This window comes from Erwinia aphidicola (genome assembly GCF_014773485.1).
GTDB lineage: Bacteria > Pseudomonadota > Gammaproteobacteria > Enterobacterales > Enterobacteriaceae > Erwinia > Erwinia aphidicola.
This window is the reverse complement of record NZ_JACXBP010000003.1, coordinates 432578-453119: the sequence shown is the minus strand read 5'-3', so window position 1 is coordinate 453119 and position 20542 is coordinate 432578. Positions and strand designations below refer to the sequence as shown.

At 56.3% G+C, this 20542-nt stretch carries 21 protein-coding genes; 13 read left to right on the top strand and 8 right to left on the bottom strand.

From position 1 onward, the window contains the following. Positions 1 to 147 precede the first annotated feature (147 nt). The 8 genes from ID864_RS09360 to ID864_RS09325 all read left to right on the top strand — a co-directional run bounded on the left by ID864_RS09360 (position 148) and on the right by ID864_RS09325 (position 7813). Complete coding sequence (locus tag ID864_RS09360) at positions 148 to 1161, top strand: sulfate ABC transporter substrate-binding protein (protein WP_099753438.1); 1014 nt, start codon at positions 148 to 150, stop codon at positions 1159 to 1161. Positions 1162 to 1163: 2 nt separating this feature from the next. Further along, positions 1164 to 1997 carry a sulfate/thiosulfate ABC transporter permease CysT gene (cysT, locus tag ID864_RS09355; protein ID WP_048915259.1) on the top strand — a complete coding sequence of 278 codons (834 nt, stop codon included), beginning with the start codon at positions 1164 to 1166 and terminating at the stop codon, positions 1995 to 1997. Beyond that, on the top strand, positions 1997 to 2872 hold the full coding sequence (gene cysW, locus ID864_RS09350) for a sulfate/thiosulfate ABC transporter permease CysW (RefSeq protein ID WP_048915260.1): 876 nt from the start codon (positions 1997 to 1999) through the stop codon (positions 2870 to 2872). Before cysT ends, cysW begins: the two co-directional genes overlap by 1 nt. Next, a complete protein-coding gene (gene cysA / locus ID864_RS09345) occupies positions 2862 to 3950 on the top strand; it encodes a sulfate/thiosulfate ABC transporter ATP-binding protein CysA (RefSeq protein WP_099753439.1) in 1089 nt (362 codons plus the stop codon). The genes cysW and cysA overlap by 11 nt, the downstream gene beginning before the upstream one ends. A gap of 76 nt (positions 3951 to 4026) precedes the next feature. Continuing rightward, positions 4027 to 4905, top strand: coding sequence for a cysteine synthase CysM (cysM, locus tag ID864_RS09340; RefSeq protein ID WP_048915262.1), 879 nt, complete (start codon positions 4027 to 4029; stop codon positions 4903 to 4905). A gap of 162 nt (positions 4906 to 5067) precedes the next feature. After that, positions 5068 to 5748: a response regulator transcription factor gene (locus ID864_RS09335; RefSeq protein ID WP_048915263.1), complete on the top strand. Its 681-nt coding sequence runs from the start codon at positions 5068 to 5070 to the stop codon at positions 5746 to 5748. Next, positions 5745 to 7097, top strand: a complete 1353-nt coding sequence (locus ID864_RS09330) for an ATP-binding protein (protein WP_048915264.1) — start codon at positions 5745 to 5747, stop codon at positions 7095 to 7097. The genes ID864_RS09335 and ID864_RS09330 overlap by 4 nt, the downstream gene beginning before the upstream one ends. Positions 7098 to 7117: 20 nt before the next feature. Further along, positions 7118 to 7813 carry a GntR family transcriptional regulator gene (locus tag ID864_RS09325; RefSeq protein WP_099753441.1) on the top strand — a complete coding sequence of 232 codons (696 nt, stop codon included), beginning with the start codon at positions 7118 to 7120 and terminating at the stop codon, positions 7811 to 7813. A gap of 71 nt (positions 7814 to 7884) precedes the next feature. Here the strand turns inward: ID864_RS09325 and crr are convergent, their stop codons facing one another. From crr to cysZ, 6 genes are all read right to left on the bottom strand, one after another. Next, on the bottom strand, positions 7885 to 8388 hold the full coding sequence (gene crr / locus ID864_RS09320; protein WP_012440843.1) for a PTS glucose transporter subunit IIA: 504 nt from the start codon (positions 8386 to 8388) through the stop codon (positions 7885 to 7887). A gap of 42 nt (positions 8389 to 8430) precedes the next feature. Beyond that, positions 8431 to 10158 (bottom strand): phosphoenolpyruvate-protein phosphotransferase PtsI, encoded by a 1728-nt coding sequence (gene ptsI, locus ID864_RS09315; RefSeq protein WP_048915266.1) that lies wholly within the window; start codon positions 10156 to 10158, stop codon positions 8431 to 8433. A gap of 213 nt (positions 10159 to 10371) precedes the next feature. Next, positions 10372 to 10629 carry a phosphocarrier protein Hpr gene (gene ptsH / locus ID864_RS09310; protein ID WP_048915267.1) on the bottom strand — a complete coding sequence of 86 codons (258 nt, stop codon included), beginning with the start codon at positions 10627 to 10629 and terminating at the stop codon, positions 10372 to 10374. A gap of 129 nt (positions 10630 to 10758) precedes the next feature. Beyond that, positions 10759 to 11004 (bottom strand): hypothetical protein, encoded by a 246-nt coding sequence (locus ID864_RS23700; protein ID WP_180276710.1) that lies wholly within the window; start codon positions 11002 to 11004, stop codon positions 10759 to 10761. A 16-nt stretch (positions 11005 to 11020) separates the two neighbouring features. Continuing rightward, the gene (gene cysK / locus ID864_RS09305) at positions 11021 to 11992 is read right to left on the bottom strand and encodes a cysteine synthase A (RefSeq protein ID WP_048915268.1); all 972 of its coding nucleotides are present in this window, start codon (positions 11990 to 11992) and stop codon (positions 11021 to 11023) included. Between the two features lie 297 nt (positions 11993 to 12289). Next, entirely contained in the window at positions 12290 to 13051 is a 762-nt protein-coding gene (cysZ, locus tag ID864_RS09300; RefSeq protein WP_048915269.1) for a sulfate transporter CysZ, read from the bottom strand. Positions 13052 to 13271: 220 nt separating this feature from the next. Between cysZ and zipA the strand changes: the two genes are divergently transcribed. The 4 genes from zipA (at position 13272) to ID864_RS09280 (ending at position 18111) form a co-directional block, all read left to right on the top strand. Next, positions 13272 to 14237 carry a cell division protein ZipA gene (gene zipA / locus ID864_RS09295; RefSeq protein ID WP_048915270.1) on the top strand — a complete coding sequence of 322 codons (966 nt, stop codon included), beginning with the start codon at positions 13272 to 13274 and terminating at the stop codon, positions 14235 to 14237. A gap of 70 nt (positions 14238 to 14307) precedes the next feature. Continuing rightward, the gene (gene ligA / locus ID864_RS09290) at positions 14308 to 16320 is read left to right on the top strand and encodes an NAD-dependent DNA ligase LigA (protein WP_187498150.1); all 2013 of its coding nucleotides are present in this window, start codon (positions 14308 to 14310) and stop codon (positions 16318 to 16320) included. 1 nt (position 16321) lies between these two features. Then, a complete protein-coding gene (locus ID864_RS09285; RefSeq protein ID WP_048915272.1) occupies positions 16322 to 16534 on the top strand; it encodes a DUF3820 family protein in 213 nt (70 codons plus the stop codon). 107 nt (positions 16535 to 16641) lie between these two features. Continuing rightward, the gene (locus ID864_RS09280) at positions 16642 to 18111 is read left to right on the top strand and encodes a PhoPQ-activated pathogenicity-related family protein (RefSeq protein ID WP_191149758.1); all 1470 of its coding nucleotides are present in this window, start codon (positions 16642 to 16644) and stop codon (positions 18109 to 18111) included. Positions 18112 to 18161: 50 nt separating this feature from the next. Here the strand turns inward: ID864_RS09280 and ID864_RS09275 are convergent, their stop codons facing one another. Beyond that, positions 18162 to 19184 carry a bile acid:sodium symporter family protein gene (locus ID864_RS09275; protein ID WP_048915274.1) on the bottom strand — a complete coding sequence of 341 codons (1023 nt, stop codon included), beginning with the start codon at positions 19182 to 19184 and terminating at the stop codon, positions 18162 to 18164. Between the two features lie 93 nt (positions 19185 to 19277). Here ID864_RS09275 and ID864_RS09270 point away from each other — a divergent pair, with 93 nt between their 5' ends. Continuing rightward, positions 19278 to 20198: a LysR family transcriptional regulator gene (locus tag ID864_RS09270; RefSeq protein ID WP_048915277.1), complete on the top strand. Its 921-nt coding sequence runs from the start codon at positions 19278 to 19280 to the stop codon at positions 20196 to 20198. Here the strand turns inward: ID864_RS09270 and ID864_RS09265 are convergent. After that, on the bottom strand, positions 20195 to 20539 hold the full coding sequence (locus tag ID864_RS09265) for a FlxA-like family protein (protein ID WP_048915278.1): 345 nt from the start codon (positions 20537 to 20539) through the stop codon (positions 20195 to 20197). The two genes, ID864_RS09270 and ID864_RS09265, sit on opposite strands and share 4 nt — an antisense overlap. Positions 20540 to 20542: the final 3 nt, after the last annotated feature.

Here is a 20542-nt window from a genome sequence, read left to right as displayed (position 1 = left end):
CCCTGCATAACCAATTCCACACCCTTATAGCGTTTTCTACTTGCAAAGCACCAAACGGTATATAAAACCGCTACAGCTTTCACCCGGGTTATAAATAAACTGAACGCTCTTATGGCCTGCCTGGCAGGCAATCTTTCAGGGTGCAATATGACGTTACCGACGGTTAAAAAATTAGTGAGCGCTACCGCACTTTCTATACTGCTGGCAACAGGCGCGCAGGCCACAGAACTTCTCAACAGTTCGTATGATGTGTCACGCGAGCTGTTTACCGCCCTGAATGCACCGTTTGAGCAGCAGTGGGCGCAGCAGCATCCGGGCGACACCCTGACCATAAAACAGTCCCATGCCGGTTCCTCCAAGCAGGCGCTGGCAATCCTGCAGGGGCTAAAGGCGGACGTGGTAACCTACAATCAGACCACGGACGTGCAGATCCTGCATGACAAAGGCAACCTGATCCCGGCCGACTGGAAGCAGCGCCTGCCGAATAACAGCTCGCCCTTTTACTCCACCATGGCCTTCCTGGTGCGTAAAGGTAACCCGAAGAACATCCACGACTGGAACGACCTGGTGCGTGACGATGTGAAGCTGATTTTCCCGAATCCGAAAACCTCCGGTAATGCGCGCTATACCTATCTGGCCGCGTGGGGGGCTTTCGATCGGTCCGATGGCCAGGATAAAGCCAAAACCGAGAAGTCGATGACCCAGTTCCTGAAAAACGTCGAAGTGTTTGATACCGGCGGACGCGGGGCCACCACCACCTTTGTGGAGCGCGGGCTGGGCGATGTGCTGATCAGCTTTGAGTCGGAGGTGAACACCATCCGCAACCAGTACGCGAAAGACGGTTATGAAGTGATCGTACCGAAAACCAATATTCTGGCGGAGTTCCCGGTGGCGTGGATCGATAAAAATGTCGAACACAACAAAACCGAAGACGCGGCCAAGGCCTATCTCAACTATCTCTACACGCCGAAGGCACAGCAGATAATGACCCAGTTTTACTACCGGGTGAATAATCCGCAGCTGATGGCTGAACAGAAAGATCGCTTCCCGCAGACCAACCTGTTTAAGGTTGAGGAGTCTTTCGGAAGCTGGGATCAGGTGATGAAAACCCATTTCGTCAGCGGTGGCGAGCTGGATAAGCTGTTAGCGGCGGGGCGTTAAAGATGTTTGCAACCAGTAGTAAGCGCGTACTGCCCGGGTTTGGCATCAGCCTTGGCAGCAGCCTGTTTTTCACCTGTCTGATCCTGCTGCTGCCGATCAGCGCGCTGCTGATGCAGCTGTCGCAGATGACGCTGGCGCAGTACTGGGAAGTGATCACCAACCCGCAGGTGGTTGCGGCGTATGAAGTGACCCTGCTGGCTGCCGGTGTGGCATCCCTCTTCAACGCGCTGTTTGGCATGCTGATGGCATGGATCTTGACGCGCTACCGCTTCCCGGGCCGCGCCATGCTTGATGGCCTGATGGACCTGCCGTTTGCGCTGCCAACCGCGGTAGCGGGTTTGACGCTGGCCGGGCTGTTCTCGGTCAACGGCTGGTACGGTCAGTGGCTGGCGCAGTTCGATATTAAAGTCTCTTACACCTGGCTCGGTATTGCCGTGGCGATGGCGTTTACCAGTATCCCGTTTGTGGTGCGTACCGTGCAGCCGGTGCTGGAAGAGTTAGGACCAGAGTATGAAGAAGCGGCTGAAACCTTAGGTGCGACGCCGTGGCAGAGCTTCCGCCGCGTGGTGCTGCCGGAAGTTGGCCCGGCGCTGCTGGCCGGAACCGCGCTGTCGTTCACCCGCAGCCTCGGCGAGTTTGGCGCAGTGATCTTCATCGCCGGGAATATTGCGTGGAAAACTGAAGTGACCTCGCTGATGATTTTTGTGCGCCTGCAGGAGTTCGATTATCCGGCAGCCAGCGCGATTGCCTCGGTTATCCTCGCCGCCTCGCTGCTGCTGCTGTTTGCGATTAACACCCTGCAGAGCCGCTTTGGCCGTCGTATTGGAGGCCACTAATGGCAGACGTTACCGATTTTAAAGGGGCAGATCGTACCCGCTTTCAGTGGGGTAAGTGGATCCTGATTGGCCTGGGGATGCTGATCTCCCTGCTGCTGCTGGTGGTGCCTTTAGTGGCAATTTTCACTACCGCATTTTCTGAGGGGCTGATGGCCACGCTGAGCAATCTTGGCGATGCCGATATGCTGCACTCGATCTGGCTGACCGTGCTGATTGCGCTGATCGCGGTGCCGGTCAACCTGGTGTTCGGAACCCTGCTGGCCTGGCTGGTGACGCGTTTTAGCTTCCCCGGTCGCCAGCTGCTGCTGACGCTGTTTGATATTCCTTTCGCCGTGTCGCCGGTGGTGGCAGGGCTGATGTATCTGCTGTTCTGGGGCGTGAACGGCCCGGCAGGCGGCTGGCTGGATGCCCATAACATCCAGCTGATGTTCTCCTGGCAGGGCATGGCCATGGTCACCATATTTGTCACCTGTCCGTTTGTGGTGCGCGAACTGGTGCCGGTGATGCTGAGCCAGGGCTCGCACGAAGATGAAGCGGCGGTGCTGCTGGGCGCCTCCGGCTGGAAAATGTTCTGGCGCGTGACGCTGCCCAATATCCGCTGGGCGCTGCTTTATGGCGTGGTGTTAACCAACGCCCGTGCGATTGGTGAGTTTGGTGCGGTCTCGGTGGTATCGGGATCGATTCGCGGCGAGACCTACACGCTGCCATTACAGGTTGAATTACTGCATCAGGACTACAACAGCGTGGGCGCATTTACCGCCGCGGGCTTGTTGACTCTGATGGCGATAGTGACGCTGTTTCTGAAAAGTGCGGTGCAGTGGCGGTTAGAGAGCCAGCAGAAGCGCTTGCAACGGGAGGGGAACCATGAGCATTGAGATCGGTAACATCAATAAATCCTTCGGCAAGACGAAAGTCCTGAACGATATTTCCCTGGATATCCCTTCCGGGCAAATGGTGGCGCTGCTGGGGCCGTCTGGCTCCGGCAAAACCACGCTGCTGCGTATTATCGCCGGGCTGGAAAACCAGAACAGCGGGCGCCTGAGCTTCCACGGGAAGGATGTCAGCCGCGTGCATGCCCGCGATCGCCAGGTCGGCTTTGTGTTCCAGCACTACGCGCTGTTCCGTCATATGACGGTGTTCGACAATATCGCCTTTGGCCTGTCGGTGCTGCCACGCCGCGAACGCCCGTCAGCAGCAGAAATTAAGCAGAAGGTCACCCGCCTGCTGGAGATGGTGCAGCTGGGGCATCTTGCCAGCCGCTATCCGGCACAGCTGTCAGGCGGGCAGAAGCAGCGTGTGGCGCTGGCGCGTGCGCTGGCCGTTGAGCCACAGATTTTGCTGCTGGATGAGCCATTTGGCGCGCTGGATGCGCAGGTGCGCAAAGAGCTGCGCCGCTGGCTGCGTCAGCTGCATGAAGAACTCAAGTTCACCAGCGTCTTCGTGACTCATGATCAGGAAGAAGCGATGGAAGTCGCCGACCGCGTGGTGGTGATGAGCCAGGGCAACATTGAGCAGGTGGGCACGCCGGACGACGTCTGGCGCGATCCGGCCACCCGTTTTGTGCTGGAGTTCCTCGGCGAAGTGAACCGCTTCGACGGCGAAGTGCACGGCTCCCAGTTCCACGTTGGTGCCCATCACTGGCCGCTGGGCTACGCGCCGGCACATCAGGGGGCGGTTGAGCTGTTCCTGCGCCCGTGGGAGATTAACGTCAGCCGCCAGAGCAGCCTGGAAACGCCGCTGCCGGTACAGATTCTGGAAGTCAGCCCGCGTGGGCATTACTGGCAGCTGGTGGTTCAGCCCGCAGAGTGGAGCGGTGAGCCAATTACCGTGGTAATGGAGGGGGACCAGGTCGCCCCGATCCGCGGTGAGCGTCTGTTCGTTGGCCTGCAGCACGCGCGCCTGTATCACGGTGATACGCCATTACGCCCTGTTGCCTTTGCGCATAGCGCCTGATATTTTTTGTTCTGACATCTTTTGGGGAGAGGCTGGGTAATTCCGGCCTCTCTCATTTCATGCCGGGAATCACACCTTGACCACACTCGAAAATACCATCGGCAAGACGCCGCTGATTAAGCTGCAGCGCCTGGCACCGGACAACGGCAGCGAAATCTGGCTCAAGCTGGAGGGAAATAATCCCGCCGGTTCGGTGAAAGACCGTGCTGCGCTGTCGATGATCCATCAGGCTGAGCTGCGCGGGGAAATTCACCCTGGCGACGTGCTGATTGAAGCGACCAGCGGCAATACCGGTATTGCGCTGGCGATGATCGCTGCGATGAAAGGGTATGTGCTGAAGCTGCTGATGCCGGAGAATATGAGCATTGAGCGCCAGGCGGCGATGAAGGCCTACGGTGCCGAGCTGATTCTGGTCAGCCGCGAGCAGGGCATGGAGGGCGCGCGTGACCTGGCCGCCGCGATGGCGGCACGCGGGGAAGGCAAGGTGCTGGATCAGTTTAACAACCCGGATAACCCGCTCGGGCATTATCAGACGACCGGGCCGGAAATCTGGCAGCAGAGCGCTGGCCGCCTGACCCATTTTGTCTCCAGCATGGGCACCACCGGGACCATTACCGGCGTCGGCAGGTATCTGAAAGAGCTGAGTAGCTCGGTGGAGATTGTCGGGCTGCAGCCCTCGGAAGGCAGCAGCATTCCCGGCATTCGCCGCTGGCCTGCCGCCTATCTGCCGGGCATCTTCCGTCCTGAGCTGGTGGATCGGGTGATCGATATGTCACAGCAGGAAGCCGAAGAGACGATGCGCCAGCTGGCACAGCGCGAAGGCATCTTCTGCGGGGTCAGCTCCGGCGGCGCGGTGGCGGGAGCGCTGCGTATCGCGCGTGAACAGCCCGGCAGCGTCATCGTGGCGATAATCTGCGATCGCGGCGACCGCTACCTCTCAACCGGCGTCTATTAGCCTTCCTTTTTCTCAACGGCGGCAGAACCTTCTGGCGCCGCGCCTATCAAATCCTTCCGCCCCTTTTTTCCGCCTTTGTTAGACTGTAAGGATTGGGTAAAAGCGGCTGCTAATTCGTCGGTTTAAGGCGAAAATGGCGGCTGTATCATTGAGAGATCCTGTATGAAAATTTTACTGGTCGATGACGACCTCGAATTGGGCACCATGCTCAGTCAGTATCTGATTGCGGAAGGTTTTGACGCCTCGCTGGTGCTGACCGGCAAAGCGGGCGTGGATGGGGCGCTATCTGGCCAGTACCACGCGATGATCCTTGATATTATGCTGCCGGATATGAGCGGGATTGACGTGCTGCGCCAGGTACGACAGAACAGCCGCCTGCCGGTGATTATGCTGACCGCCAAGGGCGACAACATCGATCGCGTGATCGGCCTTGAGATGGGGGCGGATGACTATATGCCGAAGCCATGCTACCCGCGTGAGCTGGTGGCGCGCCTGCGGGCGGTGCTGCGCCGCGTGGAGGAGCAGCCCGTGGTTATTGAGAATAAAGATGTTATCGCCTGGGGCGAGCTGACGCTTAATCCGGCCACGCGCATCAGCGAGTGGCAGCAAAAGCCCTTTGACCTGACGGCATCGGAGTTCAACCTGCTGGACCTGCTGCTGCGCTCGCCGGACCGCGTGGTGTCGAAAGATGAACTCTCTGAAAAGGGGTTAGGCCGCCCGCGTGAAGCTTACGACCGCAGCGTGGACGTGCACATCAGTAATATCCGCCAGAAGCTGGCCGCGCTGACCCATGACACCATCAATATTGAGACGGTGCGCAGTATCGGCTACCGTATCCGATGAAAACCGGCTTCCGCGGCTTCCTGTTTTGGAAGATCCTGATCGGCTTCTGGCTCACCTATATCGCTATTACCCAGCTGCTTTGGCTGGGTTTTAGCTTATATGGCAAGCATCATGAGCCGCCAGAAAACATGGCCACTAAGCGCATCGTTAATTTGCAGATGACGTCGGCCGTCTCGGTGCTGCAGCGCGGCGGGATGGAGGCGCTGAACGATATGATGGTCGACTGGCCGCCTAACGACCGGCGTTTCTTCTCGGTCAAAGTGGTGGCGTCACCGCCGCCGCAGCTTCAGCCGCGCGATGAACTCAACCGCGATCTGGGGCCGGGTGAGTTTCCCAAAGAGGTAACGGAGTGGGTCAAAGGGGCCGATGGCCGCCAGTATCAGCTGAGCTACGACGTGGCGGGGCTGCGCGCTGACAGCTCCATGGGCAGGCATCCTCACAGCATCCTGAACATGCCGGAACCGCTGTTTATCGTCGGCATGGTGTGTGGCCTGCTGTTCAGCCTGATCCTTGCCTGGAACCTGACGCGCCCGATGCGCCAGCTGCGCGCCGGCTTTGCCCGCGTTTCAAAAGGTGACCTTTCGGTGCGTCTGTTCCCGCAGATGCGCCGCCGCCACGATGAGCTGTCGGTGGTGGCGCAGGACTTTGATGCCATGGTCGAGCGCCTGTCGGTGCTGGTCAGCGCCCGTGAGGAGCTGCTGCACGATGTCTCGCACGAGCTGCGCTCACCGCTGGCACGTTTGCAGCTGGCGACCGGGCTGGCGCGCCAGACGCCGGAATCGGTAGGTACTTCGCTCGACCGCATTGATGAAGAAGCCCGGCGCCTGGATAAAATGATCGGCGAATTGCTGACGCTGTCGCGAGCAGAGCATCAGGCGCTGCCGGATGAGCAGTATTTCGACCTGCTGGGGCTGCTGGAAGCGGTGGCGAACGATGCGCGTTATGAAGCACAGGTTCCCGGCGTTGAAATCCTGTTGTACGCTGATGAGCAGCAGGATTACACCGTCAAAGGGGATGCTAATCTGATCCGCTCGGCGGTGGAGAATGTGGTGCGTAATGCGCTGCGCTTCTCGCTGCAAGGCCAGCAGGTGCAGATAAACCTGCGCCAGGAGCAGGGCTGGCTGATTATCAGCGTGCGCGATCGCGGGCCGGGGGTGGAGGCGGATAAGCTTTCCAGCATTTTCGACCCGTTTGTGCGCGTAAACTCGCCCCTTTCAGGTAAAGGCTATGGCCTTGGGTTATCCATCGTGCGTAAAGTCGTGGCGGCCCATCGGGGTGACGTCAGCGCAATGAATGCCCGTGACGGCGGACTGGAAATCACTCTTCGCCTGCCGCACTGGGTGGTATAAGTATTTAAAGAGGAAACGTCATGAGCGGTGTGAGCAGCGCCAGACAACAGGAAGTGCAGCGCATAGTCGATGCGTTATCAGTGGCTATTGCACAGCATCGGTTAAAACCGGGAGTACGTCTGGTTGAGTCACAAATTGTGGAGGCGTTATCGGCCAACCGCAATCACGTCCAGGCCGCGCTGCAGCGGCTGGCGCTTCAGAAAATTGTGACGATCGCGCCAAATCGCGGCGCGCGGGTTGCACGGCCGCAGGCGCGTGAGGCCAGAGAAGTGTTTATTGCCCGTCGAGCGATTGAAGGCGCAATGATTGCCGCAATTACCCCCGAAAAACTGGCGTGCCATCAGGCCGAAATCGATGCCCATATGCAGGCGGAAAAGCGCGCCATCGCCGGTGAAGATCGCCGTGATATCGTGCGTGAACTGAGCCAGTTCCACCTGCTGCTGGCGAGGATCAGCGATAATCAGGTACTGATTGAGATGCTGGAAAACCTGATGGTGCGCAGCTCGTTAATCGTGGCGTTGTATCAGCGCAATGACAGCCCCGCCTGTCAGTGTCAGGAGCACAGTGCAGTGATTAACGCGTTGAAAGCAGGGGAGGTGGCAGAAGCTCAGGCGATGATGAACGAGCACCTGCTTCAGCTGGAGCACCAGCTGGATCTGGATGACACCCCGCTGAATGCCCTCAGCCTGCGTGATGCGCTGCTCTCCAGCTCTTAACCCGGTATCAGCGGCATAAAAAAAAGCCCCCCACAGCTGCCTGCGGGGGGCTTTTGACGTTAACGATAGCGTTACTTCTTGATGCGGATAACCGGAGTTTCACCCACTACAACGCTACCCGTCAGCTTAACCAGCTCTTTGATCTCATCCATATTGGAGATCACCACTGGCGTCAGCGTCGATTTTGCTTTCTCTTCCAGCAGAGCCAGATCGAACTCAATCACGACGTCGCCTTTTTTCACTTTCTGGCCTTCTTCAGCGATGCGCTTGAAGCCTTCGCCTTTTAGCTCAACGGTATCGATACCGAAGTGGACGAACAGCTCAATGCCATTGTCAGATTCGATGGAAAAAGCATGATTGGTTTCGAAAATCTTACCGATGGTGCCATCGACCGGCGCAACCATTTTATTGCCAGTAGGTTTGATAGCGATACCGTCGCCAACAATTTTCTCCGCAAACACGACGTCCGGTACATCTTCGATATTAACGATTTCGCCAGACAGCGGTGCTACGATCTCAATGGCACCAGATGCGGAATCTGACTTATCGCCAAAAAGTTTTGAAAACAAACCCATGTTCTTCTCCTAAGCAGTAATATTGGGCCAGCGTGTCAGGCTTCAGCAGAGTGTTTTTTCTTCAATGAACTTGTTGACCAGGTTCATCAACTCGTCCGCTGTCGGTTGAGCCAGAGCCTGCTCTGCCAATGCCTTCGCATCTTCAAAATTCGTATTACGAATAATTTTCTTGATGCGTGGGATAGAAATGGCACTCATGCTGAATTCGTCCAGCCCCATTCCCAATAACAGTAGTGTAGCACGTTCGTCGCCTGCCAGCTCACCGCACATACCAGTCCACTTACCTTCGGCATGAGAAGCATCAATAACCTGCTTAATCAGCGTCAGAACGGAAGGTGACATTGGGTTGTAGAGATGGGAAATCAGGTCGTTACCACGATCCACGGCCAGAGTATACTGCGTCAGGTCGTTTGTCCCAATACTAAAGAAATCAACTTCTTTTGCCAGATGGTGAGCGATAACGGCCGAGGCAGGGGTTTCCACCATAATGCCGACTTCAATGCTCTCATCGAAGGATTTGCTTTCAGCACGCAGCTGAGCTTTCAGCGTTTCAAGTTCGGCTTTCAGGAAGCGTACTTCTTCAACGGAAATCACCATCGGGAACATGATGCGCAGCTTGCCAAAGGAGGAGGCACGCAGGATCGCGCGCAGCTGGGCATGCAGAATTTCTTTGCGGTCCATACAGATACGGATTGCGCGCCAGCCGAGGAACGGGTTGTCTTCTTTCGGCAGGTTCATGTACGGCAGATCTTTGTCACCGCCGATATCCATAGTACGCACGATCACCGCCTGAGAACCCACAGCTTCCGCGACGGCTTTATACGCCTGGAACTGTTCTTCTTCGGTTGGCAGTGAGTCACGGTCCATAAACAGGAACTCGGTGCGGTACAGACCTACGCCTTCCGCGCCGTTGCGCTCTGCACCGGCCACGTCGCGTACGGTACCGATGTTGGCGCAGACTTCAACCTGGTGACCGTCAAGCGTCACGGCAGGCAGATCTTTCAGCTTCGCCAGCTCGTTTTTCTCGCTGAGATACTGGTGAGCGACCGCTTTCAGCTCTTCGATTTTCTCAGGCGTTGGATTCACGTACACCTGGTTGTTAACGCCATCGAGGATCAGGAAATCGTCGTTTTTTACCTGGTTGGTCACATCGCCGGTACCTACGATAGCGGGCAGCTCAAGTGAGCGGGCCATGATCGAGGTGTGTGAGGTGCGGCCACCGATATCGGTGATAAAGCCAAGCACTTTGTTCAGGTTCAGCTGCGCGGTTTCTGACGGCGTCAGATCTTTCGCGATCAGCAGAACTTCTTCGTTGATAGCGCTGAGGTCAACGATATGCAGACCAAGAATATTTTGCAGCAGGCGTTTACCGATATCACGGACGTCGGCAGCACGCTCTTTCAGATATTCGTCATCGAGCTCTTCCAGCGCTTTCGCCTGGCCTTCGATCACGGAAAAGGCAGCGGCATCCGCTGTGGCATGCTCGTCTTTAATCAGGGCAATGATTTCCTGCTCAAGCTCTTCATCTTCCAGCAGCATGATATGCCCCTCGAAGATCGCTTCTTTCTCTTCACCGAAGGTTTCCCCGGCTTTGATTTTGATCGCTTCCAGCTGCACGGCAGCCTTTTTACGACCATCAAGAAAACGCTGAACTTCCTGATCGACCTGGTCGGCAGTAATCTTCTTCCGGTTGATGATAATCTCATCTTCTTTCAGCAGAAGCGCCTTGCCAAAAGCGATACCCGGTGATGCTAAAATGCCTGAAATCATAACCCTACCTTTTCTTTCTCTGATAATCATCTGAAGCAAAGTAGCCCAGATGACTGCATCGGTTGATCCACTCAGCGAGCCGGAACAGAATGCAATGTGAGTTGACTACTTTCGGCTACTTTACGAAAGCAACATCGCGGACGTACTGTCCGCGATCAATATTGCAATCATCTGTCCTGAAACACTGCGCTGGACAGCTGGAAAGTGTGCTGATTACTCGAGTTCAGCCATCAGTTTAACCAGATGCTCAACGGCTTTCTGCTCATCTTCGCCTTCTGCTGACAGGGTAACAACGGTGCCCTGAGTCAGACCCAGCGTCTGCAGCTTGAACAGGCTTTTGGCGCTGGCAGATTTGCCGTTAGAAGTAACGGTGATTTCGGAAGAGAAGGCTTTCGCTTCTTTAACGAACTGAGCTGCTGGACGAGTGTGCAGGCCGTTTGGTGCGGTAATGGTGACTTCTTGCTGGAACATTATGTTTCCCCAACTTCATGGTTTGGTGTTGTTGATCCAAAGTCTAGCCTGGAGGCATGACTTTAGCCTGTATTGAGTCGCGCTGGCATGGTATGAAGACTGGCCAAAAAATGCGCTGGTAAGGTGGAGTTAAGATTGAGTGAAAATCCGGGATTTCCGCCTCGCTTTTCCGCCTACCATTATGCCGCGATTACCTTTCAGCGCCAAACCAGTAAATCGATTCAGCTTGATCCAGTTCACGCCGCGATTAATTTTACGGATCGAAATAATTGGCAGTCTAAATACCAGACACACGAGGGTAAAATCAATCTGCAGGGTGACAAAAGTTTGACGCAGTCCACAAAAAAGCACCCGTTCGGGTGCTTTTTCAGACAATTTCGTCCAGCCGGCATTACTGCTGCAATTCTTTCTCAGTAAACAGGTCCGCAAACAGGGCGGTTGACAGGTAACGCTCGCCGGAAGAGGGCAGGATTACCACGATATTTTTGTTGGCGAACGCCTCGTCTTCCTGCAGTTTCAGCGCGGCAGCAACGGCTGCCCCGGAAGAGATACCGGCAAGAATACCTTCCTCTTCCATCAGACGACGTGCGGTGGAGATCGCCTCTTCATTGGTGATGGCGACCACGCGGTCAACCAGGTTGAGATCGAGGTTGCCAGGAATGAAGCCAGCGCCGATACCCTGAATTTTATGCGGGCCGGGTTTGATCTCTTCACCAGCAATCGCCTGAGCAATGACCGGCGAGTCAGTCGGTTCCACTGCCACGGTGATCAGGTCTTTTTTGCCTTTGGTGTTTTTGATGTAGCGGCTCACCCCGGTCAGGGTGCCACCGGTACCAACACCGGCAATAAAGACATCCACTTCGCCATCGGTATCTTCCCAGATTTCCGGGCCGGTGGTTTTTTCGTGGATCTCCGGGTTTGCCGGGTTGCTGAACTGCTGGAGCAGCACGAATTTATCCGGGTCACTGGCAACAATCTCTTCTGCCTTGCTGATTGCCCCTTTCATGCCTTTCGCACCTTCGGTCAGCACCAGGTTAGCGCCGAGTGCTTTCAGCAGTTTACGGCGCTCAACGCTCATGGTTTCCGGCATGGTTAGCGTCAGCTTATAACCGCGTGCTGCTGCAACATAGGCCAGCGCAATACCGGTGTTGCCGCTGGTCGGCTCCACCAGTTCGATGCCCGGTTTCAGAATTCCCCGTTTTTCCGCGTCCCAAATCATATTGGCACCGATACGGCATTTGATACTAAAGCTAGGGTTACGCGATTCAACTTTAGCCAGAATGCGTCCATTACCGATGCGGTTCAGTCGAACCAGCGGCGTATGACCGATTGTTAAAGAGTTGTCTTCATAGATCTTGCTCATAGCCTGTCCTTAACTGTCTGAAATTTTGAGATTGGCTTAGAGCATACCTTGTTCAATTTCACAAGGAAGTGAAGAAATCGTATATAGATATGTTCGCTGGAAATAAGCCCTGCCGAAATGGCATAAGGGGCATCTGTAAGCATGAGAAATCAGTGCGCAGAGGGCGAACACTGAAGTTTTACCAGAAATATTGGGCTGAATATCATCGCGGGATGACAGGTTTCAGTAGGCAGGGCTGCTTTCCGCACGGCCATCCCTGGCCGTGAGCCTGCTGCAATCAGCGGGGGTAGAGAACGTTTAGCGATGCAGTGCCAGCTGCGCGCGGTAACGATCGACCCACATCGCGGTAGCGCCGCAAACGGCGACGGGCAGGATCACCAGATTCAGAACAGGGATGAGGGTAAACAGGCTGACCAGCGCGCCGAACTGCATATTGTCGGTCTTATTTTGACGCAGGGCAGAGCGCATCTGGCGGAAGCTGACCTTGTGGTTATCAAACGGATAGTCGCAGTACTGAATCGACAGCATCCAGGCGCTAAACAGGAACCACAGCACTGGTGCAACGGTTTGACCAAAACCTGGGACAAAATAGAGCAACAGCAGGACCAGCGCACGTGGCAGATAGTAAGCCAGTTTCTGCCATTCGCGCTTCATTATGCGCGGCAGATCTTTCACCAGCCCGCTCCAGCCGCTGTCCGGCAGCGGTTTACCGGTCAACCTTCCTTCCAGCTGTTCCGCCAGTAGCCCGCAGAACGGTGCAGCAATCCAGTTGGCAATAGTGGAGAAAAAGTAGCTAAAGACTAAAATGATCGACAACACCACCAGTGGCCAGAGCAGATAGCTCAGCCACTGAAGCCAGCCGGGAACCAGCGCCATCAACTCTGGTATCCACTGGCCCATGCGGTGGAACAACCAGACAAAGGCGCCACCCATCAGGACGATATTCACTAACAGTGGAAGAATGACAAAACGACGGATGCCAGGCAGGCGGATCAGTTTCCATCCCTGAGCAAAATAGTGCACGCCGTTGTAAGCGTGGTCGGAATTGTGATGTGACATGGACTGCTTTTCTCCATTATTCGGGCAGGCTGTGGCTATCATAACCCAGCTTTTTCCACTTACCAGGTGCCCTTTGCGCGAAAAAACAGCAAAAAAGCACACCTGGTACGTGATATTTGTCAGAAAATACTGCACGGACTTGCACTTGTGTACTCGGGCAAATACAGTTAGAGGATAAAGTTTGCCGCGGTGGCAAGGTATTGGAACAACAGAGAATACAATGATGCAGGATTTGCGTCTGATATTAATCGTTGTTGGCGCGATCGCCATAATAGCGCTTTTACTGCACGGCCTGTGGACCAGCCGTAAAGAGCGCTCATCCGTTTTTCGCGATCGCCCGCACAAGCGTTTAAAGCAGGACAGAGAAGAAGCGTTCGAGGATGACGAAGAGGGCGTAGGTGAAGTGCGCGTACAGCGTAACCAGCCTGAGCCAACGGACACCTCCCTGGGTGGATTTAATGCCGGGGATGAGCCGCCGCGTCAGCCCAAACCACGTCAGCAGCCAGAACCAGAACCTGTGCGTCATCAGCCACAAATTGATGAGCAGCCAGAGCTGGATCCGCTGTTTGGCGGTGAGCTGCCGCACGCGCCGGAACCTGAATACGATGAACCGGAAGTCTCAGCGTCGGTGCGTCAGCCTGAGCCTGCTCGCCCGGCCGTCACGCGTGAGCCTGTTAGCCCGCCCGCTGCGCCAGTGCAGCCAGCAGTGACGGAACCGACGGTTGAAGAGATTGCCGAGCAGAAGCGTGAAGAAGCGCGGCGTAAAGAGACCGTTCTGGTACTGCACGTTTCGGCCCACGCCGGTGGCGTGATCAACGGTGAAGCGCTGCTGCAGGGCGTATTGCAGGCTGGCTTCCAGTTTGGCGAAATGAACATCTTCCATCGTCATCTGAACCCGGCGGGCAGCGGCCCGGTCCTGTTCAGCCTGGCGAATATGGTAAAACCAGGGTCGTTCAACCCGGATAACATGTCCGAGTTCTCCACCCCGGGGGTCTCTATCTTTATGATGGTGCCGTCGTACGGTGATGCCCATCAGAACTTCAAGCTGATGCTGCAATCCGCACAGCGCATCGCCGACGATGTTGGTGGCGTGGTGCTGGATGATGAACGCCGCATGATGACGCCGCAAAAGCTGGAAACTTACAAGGCACGCATCCGCGACGTTATTGACGCTAACAGCCTCTGAGTTTCCCGCTATAATCGAACTCTTCCCAAACCCCCGTCTTCGGGGGTTTTTTATCTTTGATGGTGCCGCTATGGAATCCGTACAACAACAACTCACCCATCTGCGAACCCAGCTTCGCCACCACGAATACCAGTACCACGTGCTTGATGCCCCCGAAGTCCCCGATGCGGAATATGACCGTCTGATGGCGGAGCTGCGCGCGCTGGAAGCTGAGCATCCTGAACTCATCACCAGCGATTCCCCGACCCAGCGCGTCGGGGCTGCGCCATTAAGCGCCTTCGAGCAGGTGCGTCATGAAGTGCCCATGCTGTCGCTGGATAATGCCTTTGATGAAGAGAGCTACCTGGCATTTAACAAGCGCGTGCAGGATCGCCTGAAAAGCGTGGATGAGATCACCTTCTGCTGCGAGCTGAAGCTCGACGGACTGGCGGTCAGCCTGCTGTATGAGAACGGCGAACTGGTGCGCGCTGCCACCCGTGGCGACGGCACCACTGGCGAAAATATCACGGCTAACGTGCGCACTATTCGCGCCATCCCACTGCGCCTGCGCGGGGAGAATATTCCAGCCCGCGTCGAAGTGCGCGGCGAAGTGTTTATGCCGCAGCCTGGCTTCGAAAAGATGAACGACGAAGCGCGCCGCACCGGCAATAAGGTGTTCGCCAACCCGCGTAACGCCGCCGCCGGGTCGCTGCGCCAGCTTGACCCGCGTATCACCGCCAAACGCCCGCTGACCTTCTTCTGCTACGGTCTTGGCCTGCTGGAAGGCGGTGAAATGCCGCGTAGCCATATCGGGCGCTTGCAGCAGTTTAAAGCCTGGGGATTACCGGTCAGTGAACGCGTGCGCCTGTGCCACACCGCGGAAGAAGTGCTGGCGTTTTACCATCAGGTGGAGGCCGACCGCCCGAATCTCGGCTTTGATATCGATGGCGTGGTGATCAAAGTTGATTCGCTCGATCTGCAGGAGCAGCTCGGCTTTGTGGCACGCGCACCACGCTGGGCGGTGGCGTTTAAATTCCCGGCACAGGAGCAGATGACCGTGGTGCGCGACGTTGAATTCCAGGTGGGCCGCACCGGCGCGATTACTCCCGTAGCGCGCCTGGAGCCGGTGCTGGTCGCGGGCGTGATGGTGAGTAACGCCACGCTGCATAACGCCGATGAAATTGAACGCCTCGGCCTGAAGATTGGTGACCGCGTGGTGATCCGTCGCGCGGGTGATGTGATTCCCCAGGTGGTCAGCGTGGTGGAGAGCGCGCAACAGGCGCGTGAAGTGCAGTTCCCGACGCACTGCCCGGTCTGCGGCTCGGACGTTGAGCGCGTTGAGGGAGAGGTCGTTGCCCGCTGTACCGGCGGTCTGATCTGCGGCGCGCAGCGCAAAGGGGCGCTTAAACACTTTGTGTCGCGTCGGGCGCTGGATATCGACGGCATGGGCGAGAAGATCATCGACCAGCTGGTGGATAAAGAGTACGTGAAAAATCCGGCGGATCTGTTCGATCTCACCCCCGGCAAGCTGACCGGGCTGGATCGTATGGGGCCGAAGTCGGCACAGAACGTCGTCGACGCGCTGGCGAAAGCTAAACAAACCACCTTTGCCCGCTTCCTCTATGCGCTGGGCATCAGTGAAGTTGGCGAAGCCACCGCTGCTAACCTCGCCGCGCATTTCGGTACCCTGGAGGCGTTAATGGCCGCCGATCTGGAGGCGTTAATCGCCGTACCGGACGTGGGCAAGGTGGTCGCCAGCCACGTGCGTAACTTTATGGATGAAGAGAGCAACCGTGAGGTGATCCGCCTGCTGGTCGAGAAAGCCGGCATCCACTGGCCGGAAGTGGTAGTGGTGAAAGCCGAAGAGATCGACAGTCCGTTCGCCGGGAAAACCGTGGTGCTGACCGGCTCGCTCAGCATTCTCTCGCGCGACGAAGCGAAAGACCGGCTGGTGGCGCTGGGGGCGAAAGTCAGCGGCAGCGTGTCGAAGAAAACCGATCTGGTGATTGCCGGGGAAGCCGCCGGCTCCAAGCTGGTCAAAGCGCAGGAGCTGGGGATTGAGGTGATCGACGAAGCAGAAATGATCCGCTTACTGGGCGAGTGACATGGAAAAACAACACCTGATTGAGATCGCCAATACCGTCATGCCCTACGGCAAATACAAAGGGCGGGTGCTGATCGACCTGCCGGAAGAGTATCTGCTGTGGTTTGCGCGTAAAGATGAGTTCCCGCAGGGGCATCTGGGGGAGCTGATGCAGATCGCGCTGGCGATTAAAATCGAAGGTCTGGAAGGGCTGGTGAAACCGCTTAAGCGCTAGCTTAAACAGTTGATTTGCCCCTTAAACAACCTTAGCCATGCGGCAACTGGCACTTTTTACGCGATATCATCGTCAGCTAATGATGATTTTAGCTAAAAGGAACGTTAATGCCGCGTTTAAGTGCTTATATTCTTACTCTGGCTGGCCTCACCGGCGCCGCTTGCTCTACCGCTGCCTGGGCTGATTGTGGTAATCCGCAAGACAGCTTCAGCAGTGTTATCCCCTGCTATCGTGCAGCGCTGGCATCCGAACCGCTGGACTACCACTGGCTAGGCAGCGAAAATCTCGAGCAGCTGGAACTGCGCCACTATTCACTCAACTCTCAGTCCTGGTCACCGGCAGGGTTGGTTCAGCCTGCAGTATGGCAGCACGATGTTGATATCTATATTCCGCAGAATGCGCTTTCCGCCCGGGCGGTGGTATTTATTAATAACGGCACCAATAATCCCGAACCGGGTAAGCCGGCCAAAGCCCCAACCGATATGACCAGAGAGAAATTAGCCTCGCTGGCGCGTAATACCCGCTCGATTATTGTCTCAGTCAGCAATGTCCCGAATCAGCTACTCACTTACGCTAACGATGCGCAGGCTAAAGCGGAAGATGACAGCGTGGCGCACAGCTGGTCCATTTTTATGCAAGATCCGCAGGCAACGCCAACGATTCCGCTGCACGTACCGATGGCGGCCACGGTGTCGCAGGTGATGAATCTGGCAGAGCGCGAGCTTGATGAGTGGCAGGTGAAAAAATTCATTGTCTCCGGTATTTCAAAACGCGGCTGGACCACATGGCTGGCGGCGATAGCCGATCCTCGCGTTGAGGCTATTGCACCGTTTGCCATTGATTTACTGGGTATTCGCCCGGCGCTAAAGCATATGTATCGCAGCTATGGTAATAACTGGCCAGTGGCATTTTATCCCTATTTCCAAAAGGGGGTCGATACCAGCGTGGAAACGCCACAGTTTGCTGAGTTAATGAAAATTGAAGACCCGCTGGAATATAAAGACAGCGCGTACGGTCAGCGTCTGGAGATCCCCAAATATATTATTAATGCCAGCGGTGATGACTTCTATGTACCTGATAATAGCCGTTTCTACTTTGACCAGCTGCCGGGGCAAAAATCCCTGCGTATGGCACCCAACAGCGGGCATGCAGGTATCCGTGACTTCGCCGAGCAGTCACTAACCCATTTTGTGAATCGAATCCAGCAGTCGCAGCCGCTGCCGGTGGTAACAACGGCATTGCAGGAGAGCCAGCTAAAAGTAACGTTCTCCGAGTCGCCCAAAGAGCTTAAGCTCTGGCAGGCAGTAAACCCGGAAGCGCGTGATTTCCGCCACTCCTGTCAGATTGAATACCAGGCAGAAACGCTGCCGATTAGCGAATCGCTGAATATCAAATTAGCATCACCGGAGAAAGGCTGGCAGGCAACCTACGTTGAAGCCATCTTCGCAGATGGTTTTGTTGCCACAACGCCGGTCTATATTACTCCGGATGATAAATATCCGACGGTTGCGCCAGCGGAGAATGGCCCGGCCTGTAAGACGCTGCCGGGACGTGGCCTGGGGGAAAGTCAGGAATAAAGAGGGGTAACCGTCGCAGCCGCTCGGTCTGCGACGGTAAGTGTGGCACGTTACTTCTGCGATTCAACCACCGCTTTACTACTCGTGCTGGCTTTTTCCCCGGTGGCCAGCTTCTCTCCCGCCTTCTTATAGCGCTGCGCCAGCATTGAACAGACCATCAGCTGCACCTGGTGGAAGATCATCAGCGGCAGAACAATAATCCCCACCGCCGCGGACGGGAACAGAATGTTCGCCATCGGTACGCCGTTTGCCAGGCTCTTTTTCGAGCCGCAGAACAGAATGGTGATCTCATCCGCCCGATTAAAGCCGAACAGCTTCGCTGCGGCCAGGTTAACGGCCAGAACCACAAACAGCAGGCCAAGGCTGCCGACCACAATCCATACCAGCGTCATCGCCCCCACGCGGTGCCAGATACCGTTGACCACCGCTTCACTAAAGGCGGAGTAAACTACCAGCAAAATCGATGCCTGGTCCGTTTTACCAATCAGGCCACGGTTGCGCTCAACCCATCCGGCAATCCAGCGGCGCGACAGATGACCAATCACGAACGGCACTAGCAGCTGCAGCATAATGCGACCGATCTGCGCCAGGCTGCCGCCCGGGACGTCGCTGTGGACGTTCATCAGCAGGCCAACCAGCAGAGGAGAGATAAATACCCCCAACAGGCTGGAAGCCGAAGCGCTGCACACCGCCGCCGCAACGTTCCCCCCGGCCAGAGAGGTCAGGGCAATCGATGACTGAACGGTAGCCGGCAGGATCGACAGATACATAAAGCCGGTATAAATCTCGGTGCTGAGATTAAGCGGATGCCACCAGACAAACAGCATGCCCAGCGCCGGGAACATGACGAAGGTGCTGAACATCACCCACAGGTGCAGACGCCAGTGGCCGCCGCCGGCGATGATTTTCTCCCGCGACAGCTTGGCGCCGTGCATAAAGAACAGCAGGGCGATCGCGGCGGTAGTCAGCCACTCAAAGAAATCAACAAAATGGCCGCGCGCAGGCAGGAAAGAGGCCAGCAGCACGGTGATAATCAGTTTCAACATCAGTGGGTCGATACGAAAAATACGCATGTTAATGCCTGGTTAAAAAAACATGCGGCTATTGTGCGCTGACGAGGTTTAGAAATAAAATTGATTTATTGAATTCATATATGAGCAAAATCGATGAATTATACGCTTCGTCAGCTGCGCGTGTTTGTTGCCGTGGCCCAGCAGGGCAGTTTCAGCCAGGCGGGGCAGCTGATTGGCCTGAGCCAGTCTGCCGTCAGCCATAGCATTAAAGAGTTGGAAAACGAAATGGGTATTCGCCTGCTGGATCGCACTACCCGTGAAGTGCTGCTGACCGAAGCAGGTGAGCAGCTCGCCAGCCGCCTTGAACGCCTGTTAGAGGAGCTGAACAACACGCTGCTGGATGTGCGCAGCTACGGGCAGCAGCGCAGCGGGACGGTGCGTGTGGCCGCCAGCCAGACCATCTCCGCACATCTGATGCCGCAGTGCCTGGCGGCTGGGCAGCTGCATTACCCGGAGATCAAAGTGATGCTGCGCGACCGTCCTCAGCAGTGGGTGCTGCAAAGCATTCGCAATGCGGAAGTGGATTTTGGCATTGTCGTCGGGCCGCTGCAGGCCGACGATCTGGAGTCGGAGGCGATCCTCGATGAACCCTTTCTGCTGCTGTGCCGTCAGGATGACCCGCTGGCAGCGCAGGCGACCATCCACTGGCATATGCTGAATCAGCGCACGCTGGTATTACAGGATTATGCGTCCGGTAGCCGGGTGCTAATTGATGAGGCACTGCGCGTGCAGCAGGTGCAGGCGGAAATCGCCCAGGAGATTGGCCATCCGGCCACGCTTTACCCGATGGTGGAAGCAGGGATTGGTATCAGCATTTTGCCTGCATTGGCGCTGCCGTTACCGCAGGGCAGGCCGCTGATGGTCAAGCGCATTCTGCCGGAAATAAATCGCACCATTATGCTGATACGGCGTAAAAATCGCTCGCTGACGCCTGCGGCAGAAGCTATCTGGCAGGAAGTGCGTCAGCAGGCGGAACTGCTGACGCAACAGCGTGCCAGTGCGCCGCCGTTTTAGATATAAACGTTCAGCGTATTGGTTGCCGTTGGGCGGTTAACGCCGTCAGCAACTTTACTGCTGCCGCTATCAGGCTGCTTACTCGCTTCCTGCTTTTCCGCCGCTTTTTCCGCCTGCTGCTGCTGGATTTGCGCCAGCTGGGCCTGCAGCATCGCAATCTGGCCTTCGATCATCTGCTGCTGCTCAGACTTCTGCTCATCCGTCAGCTCATGGTCGTCACTCAGGCTTTTAAGCTGGTTTTCCAGCGCGATGATTTGCTTGGTGATGCTGGTGGTTTGTGAAGCTGAGCTGCCGCTGCCTGAACTGCTGGCGACGCTGCTACTGCTGCCGATAGTGCTCATCTC

Excerpts from the sequence above, each read along its gene's own strand:
- ID864_RS09360 (WP_099753438.1), top strand. The coding sequence starts at position 148 with ATGACGTTACCGACGGTTAAAAAATTAGTGAGCGCTACCGCACTTTCT.
- cysT (WP_048915259.1), top strand. The coding sequence starts at position 1,164 with ATGTTTGCAACCAGTAGTAAGCGCGTACTGCCCGGGTTTGGCATCAGC.
- cysW (WP_048915260.1), top strand. The coding sequence starts at position 1,997 with ATGGCAGACGTTACCGATTTTAAAGGGGCAGATCGTACCCGCTTTCAG.
- cysA (WP_099753439.1), top strand. The coding sequence starts at position 2,862 with ATGAGCATTGAGATCGGTAACATCAATAAATCCTTCGGCAAGACGAAA.
- ID864_RS09335 (WP_048915263.1), top strand. The coding sequence starts at position 5,068 with ATGAAAATTTTACTGGTCGATGACGACCTCGAATTGGGCACCATGCTC.
- ID864_RS09330 (WP_048915264.1), top strand. The coding sequence starts at position 5,745 with ATGAAAACCGGCTTCCGCGGCTTCCTGTTTTGGAAGATCCTGATCGGC.
- ID864_RS09325 (WP_099753441.1), top strand. The coding sequence starts at position 7,118 with ATGAGCGGTGTGAGCAGCGCCAGACAACAGGAAGTGCAGCGCATAGTC.
- crr (WP_012440843.1), bottom strand. The coding sequence starts at position 8,388 with ATGGGTTTGTTTTCAAAACTTTTTGGCGATAAGTCAGATTCCGCATCT.
- ptsI (WP_048915266.1), bottom strand. The coding sequence starts at position 10,158 with ATGATTTCAGGCATTTTAGCATCACCGGGTATCGCTTTTGGCAAGGCG.
- ptsH (WP_048915267.1), bottom strand. The coding sequence starts at position 10,629 with ATGTTCCAGCAAGAAGTCACCATTACCGCACCAAACGGCCTGCACACT.
- cysK (WP_048915268.1), bottom strand. The coding sequence starts at position 11,992 with ATGAGCAAGATCTATGAAGACAACTCTTTAACAATCGGTCATACGCCG.
- cysZ (WP_048915269.1), bottom strand. The coding sequence starts at position 13,051 with ATGTCACATCACAATTCCGACCACGCTTACAACGGCGTGCACTATTTT.
- zipA (WP_048915270.1), top strand. The coding sequence starts at position 13,272 with ATGATGCAGGATTTGCGTCTGATATTAATCGTTGTTGGCGCGATCGCC.
- ligA (WP_187498150.1), top strand. The coding sequence starts at position 14,308 with ATGGAATCCGTACAACAACAACTCACCCATCTGCGAACCCAGCTTCGC.
- ID864_RS09285 (WP_048915272.1), top strand. The coding sequence starts at position 16,322 with ATGGAAAAACAACACCTGATTGAGATCGCCAATACCGTCATGCCCTAC.
- ID864_RS09280 (WP_191149758.1), top strand. The coding sequence starts at position 16,642 with ATGCCGCGTTTAAGTGCTTATATTCTTACTCTGGCTGGCCTCACCGGC.
- ID864_RS09275 (WP_048915274.1), bottom strand. The coding sequence starts at position 19,184 with ATGCGTATTTTTCGTATCGACCCACTGATGTTGAAACTGATTATCACC.
- ID864_RS09270 (WP_048915277.1), top strand. The coding sequence starts at position 19,278 with ATGAATTATACGCTTCGTCAGCTGCGCGTGTTTGTTGCCGTGGCCCAG.
- ID864_RS09265 (WP_048915278.1), bottom strand. The coding sequence starts at position 20,539 with ATGAGCACTATCGGCAGCAGTAGCAGCGTCGCCAGCAGTTCAGGCAGC.